Origin of the sequence: Diaphorobacter sp. ED-3, from assembly GCF_027625375.1 — a bacterium.
GTDB classification, from domain to species: domain Bacteria; phylum Pseudomonadota; class Gammaproteobacteria; order Burkholderiales; family Burkholderiaceae_C; genus Diaphorobacter; species Diaphorobacter nitroreducens.
On sequence record NZ_CP115182.1, the window covers coordinates 16,447 to 42,717 of the forward strand.

The 26,271-nt window shown below is 64.2% G+C and carries 24 protein-coding genes and 1 pseudogene; 14 read left to right on the top strand and 11 right to left on the bottom strand.

What is annotated here, in order from left to right; all coding sequences use genetic code 11:
- Positions 1 to 32 precede the first annotated feature (32 nt).
- On the top strand, positions 33 to 539 hold the full coding sequence (locus tag PCQ86_RS00085) for a pyridoxamine 5'-phosphate oxidase family protein (RefSeq protein ID WP_011807235.1): 507 nt from the start codon (positions 33 to 35) through the stop codon (positions 537 to 539).
- 294 nt (positions 540 to 833) lie between these two features.
- Here PCQ86_RS00085 and PCQ86_RS00090 read toward each other — a convergent pair whose 3' ends face one another.
- Positions 834 to 2,162 carry an aminotransferase class I/II-fold pyridoxal phosphate-dependent enzyme gene (locus PCQ86_RS00090; protein ID WP_270174581.1) on the bottom strand — a complete coding sequence of 443 codons (1,329 nt, stop codon included), beginning with the start codon at positions 2,160 to 2,162 and terminating at the stop codon, positions 834 to 836.
- A gap of 217 nt (positions 2,163 to 2,379) precedes the next feature.
- Here PCQ86_RS00090 and PCQ86_RS00095 point away from each other — a divergent pair, with 217 nt between their 5' ends.
- The 3 genes from PCQ86_RS00095 (at position 2,380) to PCQ86_RS00105 (ending at position 8,018) form a co-directional block, all read left to right on the top strand.
- Positions 2,380 to 2,862, top strand: a complete 483-nt coding sequence (locus PCQ86_RS00095; RefSeq protein ID WP_012655137.1) for a C40 family peptidase — start codon at positions 2,380 to 2,382, stop codon at positions 2,860 to 2,862.
- A 127-nt stretch (positions 2,863 to 2,989) separates the two neighbouring features.
- Complete coding sequence (locus PCQ86_RS00100) at positions 2,990 to 4,090, top strand: 3-deoxy-7-phosphoheptulonate synthase (protein ID WP_196994706.1); 1,101 nt, start codon at positions 2,990 to 2,992, stop codon at positions 4,088 to 4,090.
- Positions 4,091 to 4,331: 241 nt separating this feature from the next.
- A complete protein-coding gene (locus PCQ86_RS00105; RefSeq protein ID WP_270174582.1) occupies positions 4,332 to 8,018 on the top strand; it encodes a bifunctional diguanylate cyclase/phosphodiesterase in 3,687 nt (1,228 codons plus the stop codon).
- A gap of 57 nt (positions 8,019 to 8,075) precedes the next feature.
- Here PCQ86_RS00105 and PCQ86_RS00110 read toward each other — a convergent pair whose 3' ends face one another.
- Positions 8,076 to 8,879 (bottom strand): IclR family transcriptional regulator, encoded by an 804-nt coding sequence (locus tag PCQ86_RS00110; RefSeq protein WP_012655140.1) that lies wholly within the window; start codon positions 8,877 to 8,879, stop codon positions 8,076 to 8,078.
- A gap of 242 nt (positions 8,880 to 9,121) precedes the next feature.
- Here PCQ86_RS00110 and PCQ86_RS00115 point away from each other — a divergent pair, with 242 nt between their 5' ends.
- Complete coding sequence (locus PCQ86_RS00115; RefSeq protein ID WP_012655141.1) at positions 9,122 to 10,093, top strand: tripartite tricarboxylate transporter substrate-binding protein; 972 nt, start codon at positions 9,122 to 9,124, stop codon at positions 10,091 to 10,093.
- 338 nt (positions 10,094 to 10,431) lie between these two features.
- Here PCQ86_RS00115 and PCQ86_RS00120 read toward each other — a convergent pair whose 3' ends face one another.
- Entirely contained in the window at positions 10,432 to 11,037 is a 606-nt protein-coding gene (locus PCQ86_RS00120) for an acyloxyacyl hydrolase (RefSeq protein ID WP_270174583.1), read from the bottom strand.
- 126 nt (positions 11,038 to 11,163) lie between these two features.
- Positions 11,164 to 11,793, bottom strand: coding sequence for a Spy/CpxP family protein refolding chaperone (locus PCQ86_RS00125; RefSeq protein WP_270174584.1), 630 nt, complete (start codon positions 11,791 to 11,793; stop codon positions 11,164 to 11,166).
- Positions 11,794 to 12,105: 312 nt separating this feature from the next.
- On the opposite strand from PCQ86_RS00125, the gene PCQ86_RS00130 reads away from it, so the two are divergent.
- Positions 12,106 to 13,083: a recombination-associated protein RdgC gene (locus tag PCQ86_RS00130; RefSeq protein ID WP_270174585.1), complete on the top strand. Its 978-nt coding sequence runs from the start codon at positions 12,106 to 12,108 to the stop codon at positions 13,081 to 13,083.
- A gap of 503 nt (positions 13,084 to 13,586) precedes the next feature.
- On the opposite strand, the gene PCQ86_RS00135 is transcribed toward PCQ86_RS00130, so the two are convergent.
- The 7 genes and pseudogenes from PCQ86_RS00135 to phnC all read right to left on the bottom strand — a co-directional run bounded on the left by PCQ86_RS00135 (position 13,587) and on the right by phnC (position 19,790).
- A complete protein-coding gene (locus tag PCQ86_RS00135; RefSeq protein ID WP_227472608.1) occupies positions 13,587 to 14,477 on the bottom strand; it encodes a methylenetetrahydrofolate reductase in 891 nt (296 codons plus the stop codon).
- 103 nt (positions 14,478 to 14,580) lie between these two features.
- A complete protein-coding gene (locus PCQ86_RS00140; RefSeq protein WP_003056085.1) occupies positions 14,581 to 15,249 on the bottom strand; it encodes an epoxyqueuosine reductase QueH in 669 nt (222 codons plus the stop codon).
- Positions 15,246 to 15,719 (bottom strand): annotated as a pseudogene (locus PCQ86_RS00145) (LysR substrate-binding domain-containing protein); the annotation flags it as partial. The gene PCQ86_RS00140 and the pseudogene PCQ86_RS00145, both read right to left, overlap by 4 nt.
- 570 nt (positions 15,720 to 16,289) lie before the next feature.
- Entirely contained in the window at positions 16,290 to 17,273 is a 984-nt protein-coding gene (locus PCQ86_RS00150) for an NAD(P)-dependent oxidoreductase (RefSeq protein ID WP_011517523.1), read from the bottom strand.
- 8 nt (positions 17,274 to 17,281) lie between these two features.
- Positions 17,282 to 18,082 carry a phosphonate ABC transporter, permease protein PhnE gene (gene phnE / locus PCQ86_RS00155; protein WP_003056093.1) on the bottom strand — a complete coding sequence of 267 codons (801 nt, stop codon included), beginning with the start codon at positions 18,080 to 18,082 and terminating at the stop codon, positions 17,282 to 17,284.
- A complete protein-coding gene (phnD, locus tag PCQ86_RS00160) occupies positions 18,079 to 18,957 on the bottom strand; it encodes a phosphate/phosphite/phosphonate ABC transporter substrate-binding protein (RefSeq protein ID WP_003056094.1) in 879 nt (292 codons plus the stop codon). The genes phnE and phnD overlap by 4 nt, the downstream gene beginning before the upstream one ends.
- Positions 18,951 to 19,790: a phosphonate ABC transporter ATP-binding protein gene (gene phnC, locus PCQ86_RS00165; protein ID WP_003056095.1), complete on the bottom strand. Its 840-nt coding sequence runs from the start codon at positions 19,788 to 19,790 to the stop codon at positions 18,951 to 18,953. Before phnC ends, phnD begins: the two co-directional genes overlap by 7 nt.
- A 171-nt stretch (positions 19,791 to 19,961) precedes the next feature.
- On the opposite strand from phnC, the gene PCQ86_RS00170 reads away from it, so the two are divergent.
- The 8 genes from PCQ86_RS00170 (at position 19,962) to PCQ86_RS00205 (ending at position 26,244) form a co-directional block, all read left to right on the top strand.
- Positions 19,962 to 20,849 (top strand): LysR substrate-binding domain-containing protein, encoded by an 888-nt coding sequence (locus tag PCQ86_RS00170; protein ID WP_027011074.1) that lies wholly within the window; start codon positions 19,962 to 19,964, stop codon positions 20,847 to 20,849.
- A 290-nt stretch (positions 20,850 to 21,139) separates the two neighbouring features.
- Entirely contained in the window at positions 21,140 to 21,475 is a 336-nt protein-coding gene (locus PCQ86_RS00175; RefSeq protein WP_005797945.1) for a PepSY domain-containing protein, read from the top strand.
- 56 nt (positions 21,476 to 21,531) lie between these two features.
- A complete protein-coding gene (locus PCQ86_RS00180) occupies positions 21,532 to 22,128 on the top strand; it encodes an undecaprenyl-diphosphatase (RefSeq protein WP_011517526.1) in 597 nt (198 codons plus the stop codon).
- Positions 22,129 to 22,198: 70 nt separating this feature from the next.
- Positions 22,199 to 22,981, top strand: a complete 783-nt coding sequence (locus PCQ86_RS00185) for a COG4705 family protein (protein ID WP_270174586.1) — start codon at positions 22,199 to 22,201, stop codon at positions 22,979 to 22,981.
- Between the two features lie 29 nt (positions 22,982 to 23,010).
- Positions 23,011 to 23,460 carry a hypothetical protein gene (locus tag PCQ86_RS00190; protein WP_270174587.1) on the top strand — a complete coding sequence of 150 codons (450 nt, stop codon included), beginning with the start codon at positions 23,011 to 23,013 and terminating at the stop codon, positions 23,458 to 23,460.
- A 9-nt stretch (positions 23,461 to 23,469) separates the two neighbouring features.
- Entirely contained in the window at positions 23,470 to 24,228 is a 759-nt protein-coding gene (locus PCQ86_RS00195; RefSeq protein ID WP_270174588.1) for a COG4705 family protein, read from the top strand.
- Positions 24,229 to 24,250: 22 nt separating this feature from the next.
- On the top strand, positions 24,251 to 24,916 hold the full coding sequence (locus PCQ86_RS00200; RefSeq protein ID WP_005797956.1) for a response regulator transcription factor: 666 nt from the start codon (positions 24,251 to 24,253) through the stop codon (positions 24,914 to 24,916).
- Complete coding sequence (locus PCQ86_RS00205) at positions 24,892 to 26,244, top strand: ATP-binding protein (RefSeq protein WP_270174589.1); 1,353 nt, start codon at positions 24,892 to 24,894, stop codon at positions 26,242 to 26,244. Before PCQ86_RS00200 ends, PCQ86_RS00205 begins: the two co-directional genes overlap by 25 nt.
- The last annotated feature ends 27 nt before the right edge of the window (positions 26,245 to 26,271 follow it).

A 26,271-nucleotide genomic window follows, 5' to 3' on the forward strand; every position in this document is an offset into this window, starting at 1 on the left:
GGCGTCCACCTACATCCCACGGAGGTTCTCCCATGTCCATGCCCGACGATTCCCCCCACGCCACGCTGTGGAACCGCATCAAGGACATCCGCTTTGCCATGCTTGCCCACCGCGCGGCCGACGGCCGGCTGCATGCCCACCCGCTGACCACGCTGAACAAGGACATCGATGCGCAGTCCCAGCTGTTCTTCTTCATCCCGCGCGGCAGCGAGTTGCACAGCCGCCTGCAGGCCGACAGCCAGGTGCATTTGAGCTACGCCGACCCGGGCGAAGACTGCTACGTGTCGCTGTCGGGCACGGCCGGTTTCATCGAGGACCCCGCGCGCAAGGAAGCACTGTGGACGCCGCTGGCCAAGGCCTGGTTCCCCGACGGTCCCACAGACCCCAATCTGGTGCTGCTGGCCGTCCGCATCGAGCATGCGGAATACTGGGACGTGAAGGACAGCAAACTATCCCAGCTCTACCAACTGGCCACCGCCGCGTTGACCGGCGAGCAGCCCAAGCCGCTGGGCGAGCACCGCGAGCTGTCGCTGGATTGACGGCGCGCCCAGCCCGCTCGGGGGCACTTTGCGCGAGGAGCGTCTGTCTTGCCAGCGCGCGTTGCTGGAGCGGATAGCGGGCGCCGCAAGCCGCGGCGTGCCCCGCCACAGGTAGCCCTTAACCCTTAGCTCGTCGCCCGCAAAGAGGCCAACCACAGACCACGTGGCGGCAGTTCCAAGGACCGCCTCCCTCCGCAAGAAGCGAGATCTCAAGAAGCGGACTTTGACAACATTCCCCCCACGGGCGGCGTGCAGCACGGGAGCGCTGCCGTATTCGCGGCGCGCTCGCGTTCGTTAAAACACCGCCCGCACCGCAGGCCGCAGCGCCCCTGCCAGGTCGCGCGCCAGCCGGCCCATATCGCGCACGCCCACGGCGCCCAGGCTGATGCGCACACCCTGCCCGCTGTGCAGCCGCAGCGGCGCGCCCGCCTGCACCGCCCAGCCCGCGGCCGCCAGCGCCTGCACCGCCGCGGCTTCGTCGGACACGGGAACCCAGGCGTGCAGGCCCTCGCCTTCCAGCCAGGGCGCCGCCACCCCGTGGCTGCGCAACGCGTCCGCCAGCGCCGCGCGGCGGGCCGCGTACTGGGCCGCGGCATGGCGCCATGAGCCCCGCGCACGTCCCTGCGCCGCCTGCCGCCACAGCTGCGCCACCAGCCCCTGCAACCAGTGGCTGACCCAGCGCGGCCCCAGCGCCTGGTGTGCGCACATCCCTTGCACCAGCGCCGGCGTGCCCGCGGCCAGGGCCACGCGGCAGTCTGCGCCCAACGCCTTGCTCACACTCAGCACATGCAGCCACAGCGGCGGCAGGGCCCCGGCCATCGCCAGGGGCGCGTGGCTCAGCAGGCCCCAGTGGTCATCCAGGATCAGCAGCGTGTGCGGATGGGCCCGCAATTGGCGGCGCAGCGCCTTCCAGCGCGCCGCACCCAGGGCCACGCCCGTGGGGTTGTGCGCGCGCGGCGTAACCACCACGGCGCAGCACTGCGCCAACACGCCCGCTGCCGGCACGCACAGCCCCTGCGCGTCCACGGCCAGGGGTACGGGCTGCAGGCGCAGGCTGTGCAGCAGCGCCAGCAGCGGTGGCCAGCCCGGGTCTTCCACCGCCACGCGGTCGCCGGGGCGCGCATGCTGGCGCAGGGCGCGCTCGATCGCATCCAGCGCACCCGAGAAGACCCCCACGGCATCGCCAGGCAGGCCCTGGCTCTCCAGCCAGGGGCGCGCCTGCGACAGCAGCGCCTCCGCAACCGCTTGCGGCGCATGCGGCACCGCTGCCGGCTGCCCCAGCGCAGCGGCCCAGGCCGCGCCGCGGGGACGCGGCAGCAGCGCAGGATCGGGCTGGCCGCTGGCCAGGTCGCGCAGGCCCTCGGGCGGAGCGAACGAAGGGGCAGGGCGGGGCGGCTCGCCCGCTACGCGGGTGCCGCGGCGCCCCGCAGTGACCACGCGGCCCGCGCTGCGCAACCGCGCATAGGCGGCGGCGACGGTGTTGGGATTCACCCCCAGTTCTGCGGCCAGATTGCGCACCGAGGGCAGGGCGGCGCCGCTTGGCAGAGCGCCGCGGCGCATGGAATATTCAAGGCTTGCCGCAATGTCTTTGGCATTGCTTCCTTCTACAGACAACGATGGCATGCACACATTGTATTGTTTGTACTAGTACAAATTTTTGTACTGCGCGGCTCAGTCGCTGCAATCGCGCCCCACACCCTTCGCGCGTGCACCCACGGCGAGGCGCCGCGAGAAAAGTGCAAAAAATGACCCCAAAAAACGTTGCAAAAGTAGGAGAAAGCGCGTTCGGGCGCGGGGTGTTGGCTGCGCGATCGCGCCGCGGCTGCTACGCTTGACCCCCATGCGCGCCTTTGCCCTTCCCGTCCTGACGCTCGCGGCCAGCCTGCTGGTGGTGGGCTGCGGCACCACGCCGCCCACCTCTGCCTCGCGCAACGCCGCCTATTCCCGCCTGTCGCCCGAGCAGTCGAGCGACATCGCCATCCATGCCCTGGGACTGGTGGGCACGCCCTACCGCTACGGCGGCAATACGCCCGACAGCGGCTTTGACTGCAGCGGCCTCATCGGCTACGTGTACACCAGCCGCGCGGGCGTGGCCCCGCCGCGCACGGTGGCCCAGTTGAGCGGCTTCGGCCAGTCCATCGACGCGGACGAGCTGCGCACGGGCGACCTGGTGGTGTTCGGCCGCGGCCGGCCCACGCATGCCGGCATTTACGTGGGGGAGGGGCGCTTCGTACATGCGCCGTCCAGCGGCGGCACGGTGCGCCTGGACCACCTGAAGTCGCGCTACTGGTCGCAACAGTTCGCGAGCTTCCGGCGCCCCTGAACTTCCACGGCGCCGCTTGCGGCGGCCACAGGCGGTGTTACCTTCCTTCACCGCCACCTGCCGCCGGGGCAGGGCGCCGAACTCCCCGGACAGGCGCTCACGCGGGTAGCGCGACAATCGGGGCACCATGACCCTGACCGAACGCCTCGCATCCCCGCTCACCACCCACGACACCACGCGCATCGACGACCTGCGCATCAAAGCCGTGCGCCCGCTCATCACGCCCGCGCTGCTGCAGGAATGGCAGCCCGCGCCCGAGGCGGCGCAGACGCTGGTGGAAAGCAGCCGCGTGGCCATCTCGCGCGTGCTGCACGGGCAGGACGACCGCCTCATCGTCGTGGTGGGGCCGTGCTCCATCCACGACCATGACCAGGCCATGGAGTACGCGCGCCTGTTGAAGGAGCAGGCGGATGCGTTGGCGCAGGACCTGCTCATCGTGATGCGCGTGTACTTCGAGAAGCCCCGCACCACCGTGGGATGGAAGGGCTACATCAACGACCCGCACCTGGACGGCAGTTTCGCCATCAACGAAGGCCTGGAGCGCGCCCGCGCATTGCTGCTGGACGTGCTGGCGCTGGGCCTGCCCGTGGGCACGGAATTCCTGGACCTGCTGTCGCCGCAGTTCATCAGCGACCTGGTGAGCTGGGGCGCCATCGGCGCGCGCACCACCGAAAGCCAGAGCCACCGGCAACTGGCCAGCGGCCTGTCCTGCCCCGTGGGCTTCAAGAACGGCACGGATGGCGGCGTGAAGGTGGCGGCCGACGCCATCCAGGCCGCGCAGGCACCGCATGCCTTCATGGGTATGACCAAGATGGGGCAGGCGGCGATCTTCGAGACGCGCGGCAACCACGACTGCCATGTGATCCTGCGCGGCGGCAAGGCCCCGAACTACGGCGCGGCCGACGTGCAGGCCGCCTGCGCGATGCTGGAGAAGGCCGGCCAGCGCCCGCAGGTGATGATCGACCTGTCGCATGCCAACAGCAGCAAGCAGCACCGCCGCCAGATCGACGTGGCGCAGGACGTGGCCCAGCAGATCGCCGCGGGCGATGCGCGGATCACCGGCGTGATGATCGAGAGCCACCTGCAGGAGGGCCGCCAGGACATCGTGGACGGCCAGCCGCTCACACCCGGCGTGTCGGTCACCGACGCCTGCATCAGCTTCGCTCAGACCGTGCCGGTACTGCAGCAGCTGGCTGCGGCCGTGCGCGAACGCCGCACGCGCGGCTGACACGCTCCGGCGCCGTCGCGGCCGAAAAGAAGGAGGGCGCCCATGTACCATCAGTCACATCCGCCCGCCTTTCGGGCAAGAAGCGCCCGCCATGTTCTTCCGACACCCCGCCGCGCCACCGCCGAGCCCCTTGGCCGGCGCCAGCCTGGGCCGCTCCTGACGCGCGCCATGGCCCGGGCCGCCTCTCGCTCCTTCCCGCAGCGCCATCCCGGCCGCGCGTGGGCATGACACGCAGCGCGCCATGCCTATCAGCGATTCCACTGGAACCCCGTCAGCCCACCCGGCCGAGGCAGGAGGCCCGGCCGCAGCGGTGCAGGCGCACGACGAGGCGGCGGCGCATGCACTCCTGCTGCAGCTCCAGCAACTGATCACAGACCTGCAGCTGCCCCTGGAGCACGTCCTGGCGCAGGCCGCCCAAGCCGCCTGCGCGATCACGGGCGCGGTCGGGGCAATGATCGCGTTGCGCGAAAACGATGCGCTGGCCGTGCGCGCCAGCGTGGGTGCGCCGCCCCTGCCGGCGATCGGCACCCGCGTGCCGCTGGACGCCTGCGCATCCTGGCAGGGCATGGAGCAAGCCGCACGCGCGGGCCTACAGGCAGCCACGGACGCCCCCGCGCAGGATGTGGGAAGTGCGCAGCCCCCCCACTGGCGGGTCAGCATGCCGCTGGGCAGCGGCGCGCTGCTCGCGGGCCTGCTCCAGGTGAGGGTGCCCCGGGGCGCAGCGCTGGAGGCGCAGCATCTGCTGCACCTGCGCATCCTGGCCGAGTCGCTGGGCGCCATGCTGCAGTTGCGGCGCGTGGACGCGCAGCTGCGTGCGTCCGAGCAGCAGTACCGCACGCTCTTTGCCGAACATCCGCAGCCCATGTGGGTCTGCGACCGCGACAGCCTGCGTCTGCTGGCGGTGAACCACGCCATGGTCCGCCACTACGGCCATGCGGAGCAGGAGCTGCTGGGCATGGAGTTGCGCGCGCTCTGGTCCGCGGAGAACCAGGACGCGGCCACCTGCGCACTCGACATGCTGCGCCGCGAGGCCCATGCACCCGGGTCTCCCGCGTCCGCTCCACGGCTGTGGCGCCACGCACGCAAGGACGGCGCCGCCCTGGACGTGGAAGTCGTCGTGGGCGACACGGACTTCGGCGGGCGCCCGGCGTGGCAGATGCTGGCCAGCGACGTGACCGAGCGCTGCCGTATCGAGGACGAGCTGGCGCGCGTCAACCGGGCCAAGCGCATGCGCGGCGCTTGCAGCGAGACACTGGTGCGTGCCACCAGCGAGTCCGATCTGTTGCACGCCGTGTGCAGCGTGGCCGTGGAGATCGGCGGCTACCGCATGGGCTGGGTGGGCATGGCGCGCGACGATGCGCACAGGCGCATCGAGCCCGTGGCGCACGCGGGCGTCGCCCAAGCCCATGACTACACCGAACACCTGCACCTGAGCTGGTCGGCGCAGGAGCCGGGCGGCAACGGCCCGGCAGGCGTGTGCGTGCGCACCGGCCGCACGGTGATCGTGCACGACGTGCACCACAGCCCGGCTTTCAGCCACCTGGCGGACCGCATGGCCCAGTTGGGCTTTCACGCCGTGGTGTGCCTGCCGCTGCGCAACGCCGAGCGCACCTTCGGCCTGCTGTACCTGTATGCGCCCGAGGTGCTGCACCTGGGGGTGCAGGAGACGCAGTTGCTGGAGGCCATGGCTGCCGACCTGGCGTTCGGCATCGAGAACCTGCGTGCCCGCGCGGAGCAGCAGCGCCTGCAGGCCACGTTGGTCAAGGTGGCCACCGCCGTCTCGGCCGGCGTGGGCGCGGCGTTCTTCGACCATCTGGCGCAGCACATGGCCGAGGCGCTGGGCGCCCAGGTGGCCTGCGTGGGCCGCTTCCTGCCGGCCGCCCCCGGGCAGGCGCGGCGGGCGGTGGCGCTGTCGCACGTGGTCGATGGCGTGGCCCAGCCCAATGCCGAATACGTACTGGAAGGCACGCCGAGCGAGCGGCTGCTGACCCAGCGCTCGCTGGTCATCCGCGACCGTGCGCGCGAGCGGTTCCCGCGGGCGCCGGTGCTCGCGCGCACGGGCGCGCGCAGCTACGTGGGCCAGCAGCTCACGGCCAGCGACGGCACGCCCATCGGCATGATCTTCGTGGTGTTCCGCCAGGCGCTGGAGCGCAGCCGCTTCGTCAGCAACACGCTGCAGATCTTCGCCGCGCGCGCGGCCGCGGAACTGCAGCGCCAGACGGACGACCAGCGCATCCGCCAGCAGGCATCGCTGCTGGACAAGGCGCGCGACGCCATCATCGTGCGCGATCTGGAGCACCGCATCACGTTCTGGAACGAGGGCGCAGAGCGCATGTACGGCTGGTCGCGCGAGGAGGTCCTCGGCCGCTCCATCGCCACGCTGCTGTACCAGAACCCGGAGGACTTCCTGCGCGCCACCCAGCACGTGATGCAGCATGGCGTGTGGAGCGGCGAGATCCTGCAGTGCGACCGCGCGGGCCGCACCCTCGAAGCCGAAGGCCGCTGGACGCTGGTGCGCAACGACCGTGGCGAGCCCGAGTCGGTCCTCGCGATCAACGCCGACATCGGCACGCGCAAGCACCAGGAGCGCGAGATCCAGCGCCTGGCCTTCTTCGACCCGCTCACCCACCTGCCCAACCGCGTGCAGCTGCTGGACCGCGTGGACCAGGCCCTGGCCAAGGCGCAGCGCCTGGAGCAGGGCGGGGCGCTGCTGTTCATCGACCTGGACAACTTCAAGACCCTCAACGACACGCTGGGCCATGACCAGGGGGACGAGCTGCTGCAGATCGTGGCGCAGCGGCTGAACACCTGCGTGCGCAGCGCAGACACGGTGGCGCGCCTGGGTGGCGACGAATTCGTGGTGCTGGTGGAGCAGCTCAGCGCGCACAGCGACACGCTGGCGGAGCAGGCGGGCGCCGTGGGCGAGAAGATCCTCGCCGTGCTCAGCGCCCCTTATGCGCTCACCGGGTACCAGTACCGCAGCACGCCCAGCATCGGCATCGCGCTGTTCAACCACGCGCCCACCACGGTGGGCGAACTGCTCAAGCAGGCCGACCTGGCGATGTACCAGGCCAAGACCGCGGGACGCAACACGCTGCGCTTTTTCAACCCGAGCATGCAGCATGCCGTGGCCGAGCGTGCCTCGCTCGAGGCGGACCTGCGCAACGCGCGGGCGCAGAAAGAGTTTCTGCTGCACTACCAGCCGCAGATCAATGCGCGGGGCGCGATCGTGGGCGTGGAGGCGTTGCTGCGCTGGGCGCACCCGCGGCGCGGCATGGTGTCGCCCGGGCAGTTCATTCCGCTGGCCGAGGAGACCGGCCTGGTGCTGCCGCTGGGGCACTGGGTGCTGCACACGGCGTGCTCGGTGCTGGCCGATTGGCAGCGGGTGCCGGCGCTGGCGCCGCTGACCATGGCAGTGAACGTGAGCTCGCGCCAGTTCCGCGATGCGGGTTTCGTGGACGACGTGGCGGGCGTGCTGGCCGCCACCGGCGCGCCGGCCTCCCAGCTCAAGCTGGAACTGACCGAGAGCCTGCTGGTGGAGGACTTGGCCGCCACCATTGCCACCATGGCGGCGCTGCGCGCGCTGGGCGTGGGCTTTTCGCTGGACGACTTCGGCACTGGCTACTCGTCACTGGCCTACCTCAAGCGCATGCCGCTCGGGCAGCTCAAGATCGACCAGAGCTTCGTGCGCGACCTGCTCACGGACCCCAACGACGCGGCCATCGTGCGCACCATCATCGGCCTGGCCGCCAGCCTGGGCCTGGAGGTGATCGCCGAGGGCGTGGAGACCAGCGCGCAGCGCGACTGGCTGGCGCACGCCGGCTGCGCGGTGTACCAGGGTTACTTTTTCAGCCGGCCGCTGCCGCTGGACCTGCTGGAGCAACTGCTGCACGACCACATCGCCGCAGCCCGCACGCCGCCTCTTTAAACCCAATTGGCTTCTAGCGCTTGTCCAGCAAGCGCTGTCAGCTATTTAATCGATAGCTTACGCTTCCTCGCTGCGCACGAACGGCTCCAGCCCCTTGACCATGCGTGCGAACTGCGGGCCGATCTCCTGCTCCAGCAGCGCGCGCGGGAACTTGCTCGCCGAGCCGCCTGCGTTGAAGCTGATCACGCGGCCGTCGGGCTGGCGGATGGCGGCGCCCACACCCGCGATGTCCGTCTGCCAGTCGCGCACCACCACCGTGAAGCCGCGCGCCCGCCAGTGGGCACACCCGGTCTCGATGGCCTGGCGCAACTGCGGCCAGCGCTCGCCCTCGGCCTGGCGGATCTCGGCCAGCAGCCGCTCGCGCTCGCGCGGCTCCATCACGGCCAGCAAGGCGTGGCCCATGGCCGTCTCCGCCACCGGAAGGCGCGCGCCCAGGTCCAGCCCCAGCGACAGCGGCGTGCCCGAGCGGCAGTTCTCCACGTACAGCACCGACAGCCCGTTGCGGATGCCCAGCGACACCGAGATGTCGTAGCGGTCCGCGAAGTCCTGCATGTAGGGCCGTGCAATGCGCCGCAGCCGCAGGTTGGACACCATGGTGATGCCCAGTGCCGCCAGGCTGTCGCCCAGCGCGTACTTGCCGCTGTCGCGCGAATGGCGCAGGTAGCCCAGCACGCACAGCGTGTAGGCCAGGCGCACCACCGTCGGCTTGGGCAGGCCGGTGCGCGCGGCGATCTCGGCATTGGTGAGCCATTTTTCGTCCACCTGGAAGCACGCCAGCACGTCCAGCCCCCGGGCCAGCGCGGTCACGAATCGCCGGCTGTCCGCGCCTTCGTCGAAGTCGATGTTCCGTGTGCGCGCCATTCCCACTCTCCAGGTAAATTTCTCTTAGCGGAATTATTTCATCGCAACTTTTCTGCACAGACTCATGGATTTCCCTAGCGAGAAGGGTTTTTCATCAGGGGGATACTGAAATCACGCCACTTCTCCCGTGCCTCCATGAATTTCGCACAGAGAAACCACGCCACCTGAAGGCCTCCACAGCACACGGCCTGCACAGCAGGTTGATCGCAGCGCCGGAGGCCATAGACCCAAGGACTCCCTCCATGACCCATGCTTTGCTCAACCGCCGCACCCTGTCCCTGCTGCTGGCCGCCGGCTGCGTGGCCGGCCCCGCGCTGGCGCAACCCGAGCGCTTTCCCAGCCGCCCGATCAAGGTGCTGATCGGCTTCACCGCCGGCGGCTCGACCGATGTGCCATTCCGCGTGCTGGCGGAGAACGCCTCCAAGATCCTGGGCCAGCCCGTGATCATCGAGAACAAGCCCGGCGCCGGCGGCGTGCTGCCCGCGCAGATGATGCAGAGCACCCCGGCCGACGGCTACACGCTCGCACAGGTGCCGCTGCCGGTGTTCCGCCTGCCCTACACGCAGAAGATCAACTGGAACCCGGCCACCGACCTGCAATACGTGATCGGCCTGGCGGGCTACGCCTTCGGCCTGGTGGTGCCCGCGGACTCGCCCATCAAGTCCATGCAGGACTACATCGCCTACGCCAAGGACAACCCCGGCAAGCTGAACTACGGCACGCCCGGTGCGCTGACCACGTTGCACCTGACGATGGAGAACATCGCCCTGCAGGCCGGCGTGACGCTGAACCACATTCCCTACAAGGGCAACTCCGAGTCGCTGCAGGCCGTGCTGGGCGGGCATGTGATGTCGATTGCCGACACGCCCGGCTGGGCGCCGTACGTGGAGCAGGGCAAGCTGCGCGTGCTGTCGGTCTGGGGGGACAAGCGCTCGGCCCGCTTCCCCAACGTGCCCACGCTCAAGGAAGTGGGCATCAACCTGGTGCAGACCTCGCCGTTCGGCCTGGTGGTGCCCAAGGGCACGGACCCGAAGATCGCCCAGGTGCTGCACGACGCCTTCAAGAAGGCCATGGAGATGCCCAACTACAAGGAGTCCCTGGCGAAGTTCGACATGGACACCTACTACATGGACAGCGCCACCTACAAGCAGTACGCGCTGGACACCATGAAGACCGAAAAGGTCATCATCGAGAAGCTTGGCTTGGCCAAATAACCCGGCTTGTAGGAAAAATGGCTGCTGGCGCTTGATGGGCAAGCGCTGGCAGCTATCAATAATGAAGCACACCGACCGACGACCTGACCCACGCGGCCATCGCCCCGGTTATTCATGAATGTGTCTATTACTTCATAGTGGTAGTAGTAGAGCCCGCGCCATTTTGTGGACAAGCCGCTTTTTCTGAATGGCGGCGCGTACTTGCGCTACTGCAAAGTCTGTGTCCCGGCACCGGGTCAAGTCCGGCCTGAAATGGGTACAACTGCGCCGGTGGGACGGGTGCTGTGGACAAGGCGCAGATGACCAGCGCCGCATCCCCAGGCTTGTCCACAGGCCGCTCAGAAGTGCAACGCGTAGCGCAGCTGCAGGAAGTTCTCCCCGGGGTTGGGGCTCTTGATGCCGGCGTTGGACACGTGCTGCACGCTCAGCATCAGCTCATGCTGGCGCTGTGCGCCGAAATTGCGCCCCAGGCCCAGGTGCGAGGCAAAGTTGAAGCGGGTGCTGAACTCGTGGTCCTGCACGCGGTAGCGGTGGCTGGCCACTGTGGCACCGATGCCGGCCTCCCAGAACCAGGGGGAACGGCCCTCGTCGGGGCGCAGGCGCAGCGTGGGCGCCACGCCCACCACCACGGCGCTGTTGTGCCCGCCGATGCCGTCAAAGGACCAACGGCTGAGTGAAACATCCCAATGGCCGCGCAACTCGCCGCCCCACAGCGGGCGGCGCCAGGTGCCCCAGGGCAGGGTGGCGCCGATGGTGATGGCATCCGTCTGGCGCCGCGCCCATTCGCCCTGCACGTAGACCGAAGGGGCGTAGGCCCGGTCCTCTGACGGCTGCGCCAGGGCCGGAGGGGCCGTGAGGCACGCGGCGGCGGCCGCGAGAAAAGGTGCCGGGGAGAGAAGGGTGGTGCGCCGGAAAAAGGCGCTGCGGCGGGCGATGGTAGGCATGGTTGCGAGGTGTTGTTGTTACCTGAATATATAACCACTGTAGCCCCCCACTGCCCAGCCGCCCTGTAGGCCGGAGCCGCAGCCCGCGGCCGGGCGCAGCGGATGCGCACCTGGCCCTGGGCCGGCTTACTGCGGCGTCAGCGGCGCGCCGGGAGCAGCGCCTGCGCCCGGGCCAGGGCCTTGGTGGCGCATGCCGCGACCGTCACCGCGGAAGTCGCCCCGCGCACCGTCCTTGCCCCAGCGCTTGCCCATGGGGTGGTCGCCGCCCCAGTGGCGGTACATGCGCTTGCCTTCGGCGTCGAAGGTCTTTTGCTGCGCGGGCGTCAGCGTGCCATAGAAGGCCTTGACGGCGTCGCCGCGGCGGTCCATCTCGGCCGCGCGCTGGGAGCGCAACGCGCGCATGCGGTCGATGCGCTCGGGCGTGGTGAGTTGGTCCATGCCCTGCCAATCCAGCCGCGCCTTGCGTGCGTCGGCGTCGGGCTTCATGGACTGCAGGAAGCTGTTCCATGCGGGCTCCTGCTCGGGCGTGAGCTGCAGCTTGCGCTTGAACGCCTCGGCGCGCTGGGCCATGTACTGCTCGCGCTGCTCGGGCGTCAGGGCGCGCTGGCGCGGATGCTGCTGCGCCTGGGATGCGCCTTGCTCGGTGGCGGCTGGGCCGGGGCCGGGTTGCGCCAGGGTGGGCACAGCCATGCCGGCGAGCACAGCGGCCGCCACGGCAGTGGCGGCCAGGCGCTGGGTGATCTTGAAACGGGCCATGGTGTTTCCTTTCTTGCTTCACACAGGAAGTGATGGGCGCCTGGTGGTCCACCCGAATGGGGGACACTGCACCCTGCGCTTGCAAAGCAGTGTGCGCCGCGTGTGTAACGCGCCCGTGAGCGAATTCTGCGCCTGTGTAAAGTTCTGCTATTCACCCGGCATGCCCCACCATGCCGGCTACAGTCGTTTTATGCAAAAAGTGCCTCCAGCGCTTATCCAATAAGCGCTGGCAGCTATCAAATCAGGACCATTCACCGCCCCGCCCGTCGTGCAGCCCTGGCGCGGGGCCGGCATTTCAAAAGGAATCTCCCCGTGTTCAAGAACATGATCGTGTACCGCATTGCTCCCGAGTGGCAGGTGGAGCTGACCCAGCTGGAGGAAGCGCTGGCCAAGGCGCCCTTCCAGGAGTGCGGCGCCACGCAGGAAAAGTCCAGCGGCTGGGTGCCCCCGCGCGGCGAGGCCCATGGGCTGCTGGCCGAGAGCGTGGGCGGCCACTGGATGCTGCGCTTCCAATGGGAAGCCAAGATGCTCCCGGCCACCGTGCTGGCGCGCAAGGTGAAGGAAAAGGCCGCGCAGATCGAGCAGCAGACCGGCCGCAAGCCCGGCAAGAAGGAAACCAAGGAGCTCAAGGAAGAGGCCAAGCTGGACCTGCTACCCATGGCCTTCACCAAGCAGGGCGGCACCTGGGTGTGGATCGACCCACAGGCGCACTTGCTGGTGCTGGACACGGGCGCCCAAGGCCGTGCCGACGAGGTGGTGAGCCTGCTGGTGGAGCACCTGCCCGGCCTGTCGCTGGCGCTGCTGGACACGCAGACCAGCCCTCAGGCGGCGATGGCGCTGTGGCTCAAGGAGCAGGAGCCGCCGGCGGGCTTTTCCATCGACCGCGAGTGCGAGCTGAAGGCGCCCGACGAGACCAAGGCCGTGGTGCGCTACGCCCGCCACCCGCTGGACATCGAGGAAGTGCAGGGCCACATCGAGGCGGGCAAGCTGCCCACCAAGCTCGCCATGAGCTGGGACGACCGCGTGAGCTTCGTGCTGACCGAGGGGCTGCAGCTCAAGAAGGTGGCGTTCCTGGACACGGTGTTCGAGGGCCAGACGCAGGACGATGGCGGCTTCGATGCCGACGTGGCGATCGCCACGGGCGAGCTGTCGCAGTTGATTCCCGACCTGATCGCGGCGCTGGGCGGCGAGGGGCGCACGAGCCTGGGTGGCGCTGCTGCCGCCCCCGCACCTGCCGCCGGGGCTTTGCATGCCGCGGCCAGCGGCCTCGACGACGACGCGCCGTTCTGAGGGCATGAAAAATGTCCGCTGTCAAGTCTTTGATGTAGACGGACAGTTCCGTAAAAGGTCTTATGGAATAACAGGTTAGTCCATATTTTGGTCGCTACGCATCCTTGCTGATTTGCGAGCTAGGTGCCACATAGGCGCTTTGCAGTGGCAAACGTAAGGATGTCTCAGCGAGCAAAGTCGCATCATCAAAGTTTCGGTCTATCACCATCTTCCTACAGAAGGCAGTTCGAGAAGGGCGTTTATCGTGTTTGCCCCCCCAATCTGCCAATCGATAGCTCGCACCGTCGAAGCCGATGATGCGGGCGATCCATTTCGATGTGGCACTTGCGCCTGCGTCCGGTGATGTTGGCCGCGTGTGTCCTGTGCCAATGGGATCGCGCCCATGGGGCGCTTGCGCAACGCGAAGGCTGAGGCGGGCGGTAGGATGCTCTCGAAGCGTTCGCCCCAACGAGGTCTGCTTCTATGGGGCATGCCAGTGCAAGCGACTGCTGGAGGCGCAGTAATCACATGGGAGCCGTGTCGATGGGTTGTTCAGGCTCGGCACGCGAGCAGTACTGCTCTACCCACTTCACGGACTGAGCGATGCCTCCGAATGGAAAGAAATGCAGGCTCACCTTTCCATGTGCTTCGGTCAGGCGGGTGGTCAGACGATCCACAAAGAGATCCGGGCCTGCTATGCCGAACAGCTTGCTGATCGAGATGCCGTACTTGGACAACATCGACGCGCATGCGCTAACGCCACACAAGGCGGCATAGCGCGCCAGCACCGCCACGCCTGCAGGGCCCGGCACGCCCACGCGTACGGGATGTTCGACGCCACGCCCGCGCAGGGCTTCCAGCCAGGCCAGCACGATGTCGGCATCGAAGGCAAATTGCGTGACGATCAAGGGCGCCATGCCGCGCCCTTCGATGCAGCGACACTTGTGTTCGAGCACTTTCCAACGATCAGATGTGCTCATGACCGGATGGCCCTCGGGATGGCCACCCACGCCGACCATCTGAATGCCCGAGCGCTCGAACACGCCTGATTCGATCAGTGAGGAGCTGTCGGCAAACGGCCCCAGCGGGGTGGACGGATCTCCAGCGATCACGAAGCAACGCTTGACGCCGGCTTCCGCGACCGCGCGCTGGATGAACGACTCCAGTTTTGCGAACGAGGCGATACGGCGTGCAGCGAGGTGAGGCATGGGCTCAAAGCCGAGTCCGCGAACGGCCTGCGCTGCGGCCAGTCGCGCGTCGTTGTCCTGGTTCGCCAGGTAGGGAATGGAAATGGTTGACCCGGGCAATACACGCGGCGCCGCTGCGGTCAGCGCAGAGATATCCTTCGCGTTGACCTCTAACGAATAGGCGTCGGTGATGTTGCCGATGGGCTTGGACTTGTCGGAATGAAGCAAGGGGCTTGCCATATCTGGCGACTGTTGGGAGAGTTCCGACCCGCCAGCGCTGATCGGGTCGGTTGGAAGCCATGGAGCGGCATCGCTCACCCGGCAAGGCGCGTCAATCTTTGGGGGGCTGTTCGTCACCGTAGAACGTCACGCCGAGCTGGATGCGCTCGCGGCCGCTTTCCACGCGGTGGCGGTTCGTGTCGCGCAGCGAGTAGACGCAGCCGCAGTATTCCTGTTGGTAGAAGTTCTCGCGCTTGCTGATCTCGATCATGCGCGCCGAGCCGCCGCCCTTGCGCCAGTTGTATTCCCAGTACATCAGGCCAGAGTACTTGGCCGCCGCACGCACGCCGCAGTCATTGATCTGCTGCATGTTCTTCCAGCGCGAGATGCCCAGGGAACTGGTGATCACCGGAAAGCCGTGCTCATGCGCATACAGCGCCGTGCGCTCGAAACGCATGTCGAAGCACATGGTGCAGCGCACGCCGCGTTCGGGCTCGTGCTCCATGCCCTTGGCGCGCTCGAACCAGTTGTCCCGGTCGTAGTCCGCATCGACGAAGGGCACGCCGAACTGCTCCGCGAAGCGGATGTTCTCGTTCTTGCGCAGCTCGTATTCCTTGAGCGGATGAATGTTGGGGTTGTAGAAAAAGATGGTGTAGTCAATGCCCGAGGCCAGCATGGCCTCCATGACCTCGCCTGAGCACGGCGCGCAGCACGAATGCAGCAGCACCTTGTCGTGGCCTCCGGGCAGCGCAAGCGCTTTGCGTTCGACGGTGGTGTTCATCCCTTGGCTCCTTGGGCAATAGCGGTGGTGGCAGTTGCAGGCTGGCGGGCCAGTTCGACGAAGGCCCGCACGTAGTCAATGGCGGTATCCGCCTCGCGTGCGCCCAGGAAGATCTGCTTGGCAATACCGCGCGCGCCCAGCCGCACAGGCACCACGTCCATCCTGGCCGCATATTCCTCGACCAGCCAGCGCGGCAGCGCGGCGACACCGCGGCCGCTGGCCACCATCTGCACCATGATGTCGGTGGTTTCGATGGCTTTGTGGCGCTTGGGCGTCACGCCGGCCGGCAACAGGAACTGGCTGTAGATGTCCAGGCGTTCGATGTCCACGGGGTAACTGATGAGCACTTCCCGGGTCAGCTGCTGGGGCTTCACGTAGGCCGTAGAAGCCAGGGGGTGGTCTTTGGCCACGACCAGCACCTGCTCGTAGTCGAACACGGGTTCGAACTTCAGCCCCGGCTTGAACAGCGTGTTGATTTCCACCCAGAAGTGACCCACTAGCCCCCGGTGGGTCAGTTCTGCGTGGAAATCAACAGCCTAGATTCATTGAGATGCATCAAAGCAGTCTATCGGCGACAACGCACCTCGTCGTCTGCGTGAACTCTAAGGCAGACCCTAAAGGGGCGAGGGAGACACTTTCGGCGGTGCATCTCAACACTCTGCGCAGTGCGGTTGTATTAGACCTAGGGTTCAGCCGTGCAGTCCAAGAACTCGCAAAGCAGCGTCACCTCTACTACGAGCCGAATGTAATGACCTCAGCTGAAACGTCCTGGGTTGAAACCACTATCAGAGGCCAAGAACGATCAGTGTTGTAGCCTGACCCCTCGAAGTATCTGGTGTTTGCCATGCGCCCATTTGGGCTTACCCCATGAGCTGCGCCGTGCAGAGAACATCATCGCTAAACCACTTCGATGATGACTCAAGTCATTTCCCCTTGGCGAGCAGGATGGCATCACACGGGCAGGTTGCACCCAGCCATAGGACATAGGCTCTGAAGCCGCGCCCATTTCAGCTGGCGTGCAAACCGCCGAGCAACCATACCTATGCTGCCGCGCTGGCCTCGACAGCAACATCACTCAAACTCTCGCCCCTGAGTGAGCGGACTAGGTTCTCAGCAGCCCGCATTTCAATTTCGAACCGTACGCGTCTCACAGCCGAGCCGATGTGGGGAGTGAGTACTGTTCTGGCGTTGTTGGTCAATCCCGGATGAATTTCGCGAGGTCTGTCTGGAAGTAGCCAATCTTCCATCTCATAGACGTCAGCGGCGTACGCGCCAAGTTGCTCATTCGCCAAGGCATCGACAACCGCCCTTTCGTCGACCACAGACCCCCTACCCACGTTTACAAGGATCTGGCCCTTTTTCGATAGTTGAAGCATCCTGGAGTCAACCAGGTGGCGCGTATCGCTAACAAGAGGCACTGCCAGGAACACATAGTCCGATGTGCTGACAGCCTCATCAAGCGTGACCAGTTCGACCTGATCTAGACGCACACTTGGGTCTACACCAAGCAGCCGCGCGCAGCCAAAGCCCGCGAGTCGCGCCAATATGGCCTGCCCAACTTTTCCGAGACCGATCACGCTGGCCACCGACCCATGAAGCCCGGTTCCGTATAGAGCTGGCCTCCACCCAGAGTAGCCTGCTCTTGTAGCGGCGTCACCCTGAAGCACGTTCCTGCCAGCAGCAATAGCCAATCCGATGGCCAGCTCGGCTGTGGGCTCTGTGAGGAGGTCAGGAACAAAGGTGACGCTCACCCCGGCTTGTGCGCAAGCCCTCAGGTCGAAGTTGTCGTACCCCTTGAGTGCACAGGAGATGGTCTTGAGCCTGGGAGCGTTCAGCAGCGACTCTTTGGTCACACTGTCTGTCATGAAGGCCATCATGGCATCAGCATCCACGAGGTACTCCCTGAGCTGGCTGGGGCTCCAGGGGTCAGGCCCTGGATTCATGATGACCTCACCCTCAGCCTGGAGCTTCCTTAGAACCTCTTCATGAACTGGCTGCGTTACGACGATTTTCCGATGATTCATTTTTCGATTTACTTGAGACGCTTTCGCAGCATCGATCCAATGCTGTCAACCACGAGGACACAGGCAAGAATCGACAGAAGGATGGCTGAGACCTCGTCATACTTGACAAGGCGAAGTGCTGCCATCAGCTCGAAGCCGATGCCACCTGCACCGACAATGCCAAGTACTGCGGAGGCCCTGAAGTGGTACTCCCAGCGATAGATGGTTATGTCTGCCAACTGTGGAAGGACTTGGGGGATAACGGCATGCGAGATGACCTGAAAGCGGCTTGCGCCTACCGCAGCAGCTGCTTCAAGTGGCTTCGGATCCACGTGCTCAATGGCTTCCGCGTAAAACTTTGCGACCATTCCCGTGGAATGCAACGCTAGTGCGAGCACCCCAGGTAGAGCACCAAACCCTACGGCTGCCACGAACAGAATGCCAAGAATGATTTCTGGCACGGACCGGAATGCCGCCAGGATGACTCTGGCCACTCTTCCCACCAAAGGATTGGGGGTGGTGTTTGGAGCCGCCAGGAGCGCCAGCGGAAGTGAAAGCACGATAGTCAGTGCTGTGCCGGCAATCGACATCGCCAAGGTGTCCCTCAGCGGGATGACCCAGTGCTCCCAGCGGTCGAAGTTGGGAGGGACCATCTCAGATGAGAGCTGCTTGACAGCCGGGGCGCCTTCGATGAACCGCTGTGCATCGAAGAACCCCGTGACGTACAGGGCTACAAGGCAAACCAGAAGGACGAACGCTGTATTGCGCAGTCCAATGAACTGCTCCCGCTTGTCGCGACTGATGATGTTCTCGAATGCAGCCGAGGTCATTGCATACGGCCCAAATCAAGCTTCAGGATGGTTGCGGTATCCCTAAGGACGTCATATGCAGCGTCATCAGTGGCGGCAAACGCCTGGACACGAAACGCCTTGAGCACCTCAGCATCCTTCATGTCCAGAAAGGCAGAGCGGATGGCAGCTTTGAGCTCAGGCTTGAGGTCCCCCTGCATGACGACCGGATAGTTTGGAATGGGAGCAGAAAGGTCAAGCTGAACAATCTTCGTGGCATCAATGCTTCCTCGAGCGATGAGGTTGTCCAGAATCGGCTTGGACAGAGCCCCGGCTGGAATCTGACCCGACTGCACCGCACGTGCGACCGCGTCATGTGCCCCAAGGTGAACTGGCCGATAGTCCTTCTCACCATCAAGCTTGTACTTCTTGAGCAGGTGTGCACGTGGTGCAAGGTGGCTTGATGTGGACGCCTGGTCGCCAAATCCGAAGGGCTTGCCGCGCACGTCTTCAAGCGTTTTCACCGGCCCTCCGGCCGTTGCGATGAGGACCGACTGGTATGTGGGCGACCCACGTTCAACGCCCACCGCAAAGGGCTCAATCCCGGACGCCTTAGATTTGGCCAAAACGTACGAAAACGGTCCAAAGTACGCTACCTCAATCCGACCGAACCGCATTGCCTCGATCATCGAGGAGTAATCGGTAGTCACCACAATCTCAACATCCTTCTTGAGCTGCTGTTCAAGATAGCGCTTAAGAGGCTGCGCGTTCTGGATGATGCTGGCAGCGTTCTCATCTGGAAGAAGGGCGACACGAAGCTTTGATGGATCCTTTCCCTGCGCATGAGCCCACAGAGGAAGGAGTGCAGCAAAAGAAGCTGCGCTGACAACAAGAGAGAAGTTACGGCGATTCAGCATGGCAAGAGCTCCTTGGTTTGACTGGATTGAAGAGTTCGGGGGCTATCAGTGGACGCACTCGTGTTGGAAGCGTTGGACTGCTTTGCATAGAGGTTCCGCGCAACATCAGGACTCAGCTGCTCTGCCCTACCCTCGAATACAACAGCTCCCTGGCGGAGCCCAATGATTCGGTCTGCAAACGAGCGCGCGAGCTCCACCTGGTGAAGACTCACGATTGCGGTGAGGTGGTCCTTTTTGCAGATCTCATGCAACAAGGTGAGCACGCTATGTGCGGTTGCCGGGTCCAGGCTGGCAACAGGCTCATCGGCCAGCAGGATTCGTGGCTTCTGTATTAGCGCCCTAGCTATGCCTACGCGCTGCTGCTGCCCCCCAGACAAGGCATCAGCCCGGGAGAGCGCCTTTTCGAGCAGCCCGACACGCTCAATCACTGTGAGCGCCTCCAGCTTGTCCTTCTTGCTCCACGGCCATAGCGAAGCGAATGCACCCCTGTCACCGAGCTTTCCCATCAGAACATTCCTGAGGACCGACTGACGTCCAATCAGATGATGCTGCTGGAAAACCATCCCACAGCGCTTGCGGTGCTCTCTCAGCGTCTTTGCGTTGACTACCCCACCTGCCAGGCCAGGTATCGATACCTCGCCTTTTGTGGGCAGCACCAGTCCATTGATGCTTCGTAACAAGGTGGACTTCCCTGCGCCCGAGGCGCCCAGAAGCACCAAAAACTCTCCCTGCTTCACATCCAGACTCGTCGGGTGCAAGGCCACGGTCGAGTCAACGTAGCGGACGGAAACTCCCTTGAGACTCAGAACGTCTCGGTCCTTCTCCAACTTCATGTTGTTACCTTTGCAAGTTTCTGCCTGCGAGCAGCGCGAGAGCGCTTATGACGCACATTTGCCGCAGAAAGAAGTTCGATACGGCTAGGCATGCGTGCAGTTTGTTCGTGGAACGTGTCATCAATATGAAACTTGCACCCCGAAAAATAGGGGTATCTATAGATAACACCTATGTCTGGACTCACGCTACTTGCGGCTTTGAAAGCCTTTGATGCGACGGCAAGGGCCGGAAGCATGACTGCTGCTGCGAAGCTGCTTGATCTACAGCAGCCCACCATCTCAGCGCATATTCAGCGCCTGGAGAATGAGTACGGCGTGGAGCTTTTTCTTCGTCAAGGCCGCCGGCTTGAGCTGACTACCTTTGGCAGGACTCTGCTGGACTACACGCGGCGGGCATTCAGCGGCGAGGAAGATGCGCACGCCCTTTTGGCAGCAGCCAAAAACCGATTCGTCGGGCGTCTTGTGATTCACGCGATCGGCCCGTACAACGTAGTCCCTGTTCTGAAGGCCTTCGGGAGCCGCCATCCCCAGGTCGAGGTCTCTGTCCGTGTAGGCGACTCCCGCTCAATCACGGAAAAGCTCCTCGACTACCAGGGTGATGTCGGCGTGGTCCTCAATCACGCCGAGCACCCCGAACTCCATTGCATGCCATACAGGTCACAGCGCCTGGTGGTCTTTGCGAACCGAGAGCACGCCCTAGCCCGGTGCGGTGAGATAGTGCTCAAGGACCTTCAGAGCCAGCGCTTCGTCATACGTGAGGAAGGTTCAACGACAAGAAGAGTCTTCGAGAGCGAGCTAATTGCCCGCAATATCAACATCCAGGTTGCGCTGGAGATGGGAAGCCGGGAGGCTGTCCGCGAGGCAGTCGCACAAGGAATAGGACTAGGCGTCGTTGCCGAGACAGCCTATGTTCCAGATCCGCGTCTTGTGAAGCTGAAGATTCTGGATACAGCAATGGCCACCCACGTCGACTTCATCTGTCGTCGCGAACGACAGAACGCTCCGCTGATAGCAACGATTTTCGACTTGGCAAAAGAGGTGAGAAGAGGCCTGGCCTAAAGATTCACGAACTTGGCGACAGGGCCCGAGTGGATCATTCATGCCAAGCCTATCGTTAGCAGCCATGCTGTCAGTCAAACAGGCCTAGATGGCTGCGCCTGTGGGAAGTGACTCCGTTGGATCCACTCTTACTCTTCGTCGTTGTCATTTTCAGAAGACGACTGCACCAATTGTCAGGAGTCGATAACACTACATCGGCGAGAGCGAAAACTTCCCGGCTCAGTGCGAGCTAAGTCTGCCTGCGTACCTTCTCCACTGTGCAAATCCCTGCACTCTTCTGGAGAAGCATCATGTACCGCTATACCAAACTTTCCCTTCTGGCCGTCGCCATCGCTGCAACCGGCGCGGTCGCCTACGCCGCCAATGGCGGTATGGAAAACGACGCACTGGCAATCAGCAAGGCCAAGATTCCCCTCACTCAGGCGGTCACCGTCGCCGAGCAGCACGCCAATGGCAAGGCGTCACGCGCCGAGTACGAGAACTCGAAGCAAGGCTGGGTCTACGACGTGGAAGTCGTCAGCGGGGCCAAGGTCTTCGATGTCCGGGTCGATGCCGACAAGGGCACGGTCATCTCGTCTGCCGAGGACAAGGCGGATCACGATGATGACCACGACAAGCGGGACTGACTCCCGACAGTATGGCCGGATCGTTTCCCTCGGAGGCGATCCGGCCCGGAGACCTCATGGAATCACTCAACCATACATTTTTTCTCTGGCTCAACGCACCGGAGCATCCCAGTGCTTTGGCTCTGACGTTGGCCACCTTCTTTGCCGAACAGCTCATCTGGGCGGTTCCACTCCTGATCGGCATCGGCTGGCTTCGCGGCGGCGAGCCTACCCGCAAGACGATGCTCGTTGCTAGCGCATCGGGATTGCTGGGCCTGCTCATCAACCAGATCATCGGCCTGGCTTGGTTGCATCCTCGACCTTTCATGATCGGCCTGGGTCACACCCTCATCCCTCATGTTGCCGATTCGTCTTTCCCAAGCGATCACCTGACGCTGTGGTGGGCGGTTGCCTTCAGCCTCGCGCTGCAACGAGGCCCACGAATTGCAGGCGTGACTTTGGCTTTGCTGGGCGTTCCCATTGCCTGGGCGCGCATCTACCTTGGAGTGCACTTCCCATTCGACATGCTCGGGGCCATCGCCGTTGCTGCAATCTGTGCCTGGCTGACGTTACGTGAAGCACACTGGTATCTATTGCCAAGTTATCAACTTTCCACCGGAATCCATCGGCGGCTTTTCAGCGGGTTGATCGCGCTTGGATGGGTGCGCGAGTGAGCCTATGGGCGGGCTAAGTCAGCATGTTCAAACTGCTGGCAAACCATTTCACCCCCGGCAGGAGAACACCATGAACAAATTGCCCACGAGCAGCACCACTGGCTGGCTCAATAAAGTCCCGGAAGTCGCGCTGTCGTTCTGGATCATAAAGATCATGTCCACCACGGTGGGCGAGACAGGAGCCGATTTTCTGGCGGTCAACGCAGGTTGGGGCCAAGGCGTGACTCGAACGGTCATGGCGGCTCTGTTGGCAGCCGCCTTGTTCATGCAGTTGCGTACCCGCCGCTATACCCCTTGGATTTACTGGCTGACGGTGGTACTGGTCAGCGTGGTCGGCACCCAGATCACCGATCTGCTGACCGATGGCCTTGGCGTCAGCCTGTACATCAGCACCTCGGCGTTCGCCGTGGCGCTCGCCGCGATCTTTTTTGTCTGGTATCGGGTCGAACGCACCTTGTCCATCCATGACATCGTGACGCGCAGCCGGGAGCTGTTCTATTGGGCTGCCATCCTCTGCACGTTTGCGCTGGGCACGGCTGCGGGCGATTTAGCGACCGAGGCATTGGGCGTGGGCTTTACCTGGGGCGCGGTGGCGTTCGGTGTGCTGATTGGCATCACCTCTGCCGCCTGGCGCATGGGCGGCAACGCCGTTCTGACCTTCTGGATCGCCTACATCTTGACCCGCCCCTTCGGGGCCGCACTCGGCGACTTGCTGACGCAGGCCAAGACTTATGGTGGCCTTGGCATGGGTGCCATGTGGACAAGCGCCTTGTTCCTCACGGTGATCGTCATGCTGGTGGCCGTCGCGCAGATCGGCATGAATGGACGCCGCTCGGCCCAGCTCGTCGAATAACCCTCTTCGCTCTACACAAGGAGAAAAACATGTTCATACAGCACTCAATCGCTCGCTCTGTTGCGGCTATTTCGGCCGCCGTGCTCTTGGCCCTCGCGGCTGGTTGTTCCAAATCTGCCGATCAGAACAACGCAAGCACAGCATCAACTACACCGGCCCAGACTGTCTCGGCCTCGCAAGGCAAAACTGCCTCCAAGCTGGGCGACCTGTCGGCCTTCCGCAGCATCGCCACCGATGTCGCCGCCACTGTTGACAAGGGCGATCTGCCTGCTGCCAAGTCACGCATCAAGGACTTGGAAGTCGCATGGGACTCGGCCGAAGCCGGACTCAAACCGCGCGCGGCAGATGACTGGCATCTGCTCGACAAGGCCATCGACAAGTCGCTTGCGGCGCTTCGCGCAGACACGCCAAGCCAGGCTGACTGCAAGGCTGCGATGGATGCCCTGCTGAAAACCTTTAACACGCTCGAAGGAAAGTGAGCGCGCCCCATGAAAACATCCACTGAACACGCTTTGGCCAAGGTGCCCGAAGTTACGCTGGGCTTCTGGCTCATCAAGATTGCCGCCACGACGCTCGGTGAAACTGGCGGTGATGCGGTTTCGATGTCCATGAACCTGGGCTACCTGGTCGGTACAGCCATCTTCGCGGCGATCTTCCTGGCTGCCGTGGTCGCGCAGGTCAAGGCCAAGGACTTCCACCCCTTCCTGTACTGGACGACCATCATCGCGACAACCACGGTCGGCACGACGCTGGCCGATTTCGCGGACCGATCGCTCGGAATCGGGTACGCTGGCGGTTCGAGCTTGCTGCTGGCCTTGCTGCTTGGCTCTCTCTTCGTCTGGCATCGCACCCTTGGCTCCGTGTCGGTAAGCACGGTCAGCTCGCCCAAGGCGGAAGCCTTCTACTGGCTGACGATCATGTTCTCCCAAACGCTGGGCACCGCGTTAGGCGACTGGACAGCCGACACGGCGGGCTTGGGCTACACGGGTGCGGCCGTCGTGTTCGGCGGGCTGCTCGCGCTGGTCGTGGCAGCCTACTACTGGACGAGCGTGTCCCGCACGCTGCTGTTCTGGGCGGCGTTCATCCTGACTCGCCCGCTGGGTGCCGTGGTCGGGGATTTTCTGGACAAGCCACTGAGCGCGGGTGGTCTGGCGTTGAGCCGCTATTCGGCATCGGCCGCACTGTTGGCCTTCATGCTGACTGCGATCCTGCTGTTCAGGCAGAGAGCAGCCAGGACGGCACATTGAACAACGATTGAACGGAGGGGGAATGCGGGTATTGCTTGTCGAAGACGATCCCATGATCGGTGACGCGATCCAGGGCGCATTGAAGGATGCGTCCTACGCCGCCGACTGGGTGAAGGACGGGCAGACGGCGCTCACCACGCTGGGCTGCCAGCATTACGACCTGGTGCTACTCGACCTCGGTCTGCCCGGAAAGGATGGGCTGGAGGTGCTGGCCAGCATCCGAGCCAAGGACAACCCGGTTCCCCTGCTCATCATCACGGCTCGCGATGGTCTGGATGATCGCCTGCGCGGCCTGGATGGCGGGGCCGACGACTATGTGTCCAAGCCCTTTCAGATGGCGGAACTGCTGGCCCGGATGCGCGCCGTCCTGAGGCGCAAAGGTGGCACGGCAGCTCCCGTGCTCAGCAACGGCGTGGTGACGCTCGACCCGGCCACCAAAGAGGCTTGTGCCAATGATGGCCCCCAAGTGCAACTGTCCAACCGCGAGTTCTCGTTACTGCAAGCCTTGCTGGTTCGGCCTGGTGCCATCCTTTCGCGCAGCGAACTGGAGGATCGCATCTATGGCTGGGGGGAAGAAGTCGAAAGCAATGCCGTCGAATATCTGATCCACGCACTGCGGCGCAAGCTCGGTGGCGAGGTCATCAAGAACGTCAGGGGGGTCGGATGGATGGTCTCAAAAGGCGCTTGAACGAATCAGTTCAGCTCAAGCTGTCCTTCACCTTGTCGCTGGCCATCCTCGTGGTGGCCGTTGTGGCGGGCGTATTCTCGTTCCTGTCCGCCTTCGATGAAGCGCACGAACTACAGGACGATGTACTGCGCCAGGTGGCGCAGCTCATGGATCGCCAGCGCTTGTTGCCTGCCGTGCCAACCACCGATATCCGTCTCAAGGATGTCGATGAAGAGTCGCGCGTGATCGTCCAGCGCTTGGGTGAGGTCAGTCCCTCTACGGTAGGCGTGGATGCAGGAGGCGTGCTCCCGCTCCCGGCGACCTTGGCGGATGGATTGCACACGCTGGAAGTTGGTGGCGAGACGTTTCGCGTGCTGGTCAAGACCACGGCGAGCGGCGAACGCATTGCTGTGGCTCAGGAGTCCGGTTTCCGCAATGAAATTGCCCGCGACGGGGCACTGCGCACGGTGATGCCTTTCTTGATTCTCGTGCCGGTGCTGCTGTTGATCGTTGCTGACCTGGTGCGCAAGATGTTCCAGCCCATCGCGGCGCTGTCCAAGGAAATAGACCAGCGGGCAGAGCAGGAACTGCATCCCGTCGAAGACCGCCACCTTCCGGTCGAGGTACGTCCGTTTGCCGTGGCGATCAATCGCCTGCTCGCTCGTGTCAGCCAGTCGATGGAATCTCAGCGCCGCTTTGTGGCGGATGCCGCGCACGAGCTACGTTCGCCGCTGACAGCCATGTCGCTGCAAGCAGAACGGCTCGCGGAAGCGGAAATGTCCAGCGTGGCGCGCGAACGGCTGACGGTTTTGCGCCAAGGGATCGAGCGCAGCCGCAGCCTGCTCGATCAACTCTTGACCTTGGCCAAGGCGCAGTCAGCCACCGACCTGCCGAAGTCGCCTGTATCTGTCCAGAGCATCTACCGCCGCGTGCTGGAAGACCTCATGCCGCTGGCCGAGGCCAAGTACATCGACATTGGTGTCGAAGGCACGCTGGACGCCGAAGTGTGGGCAAGCGAGCTGGACATGATCGCTGTGGTCAAGAACCTGGTCGATAACGCCATCCGCTACACGCCAGAGGGAGGGCGTGTTGATCTTTCTGTGGGTGTTTCGGAAGGGAAGGTCGTACTACGTATTCAGGACAGTGGGCCTGGCATTCCGTTGGCTGAACGGGATCGAGTGTTTGATCCCTTCTACCGCACGCTGGGGAGCGAGCAGATCGGCTCGGGTCTGGGACTATCCATTGTCCAGACGATTGCCAATCGCATCGGTGCTGAAATCCGCCTCGACTTCTCAGATCAAGAGAAGCAAACTGGCTTAAATGTTGCCGTTATCGTTCCCATGCGGTAGCGGTTTGAGAAACGTGGAGGCAGGCTA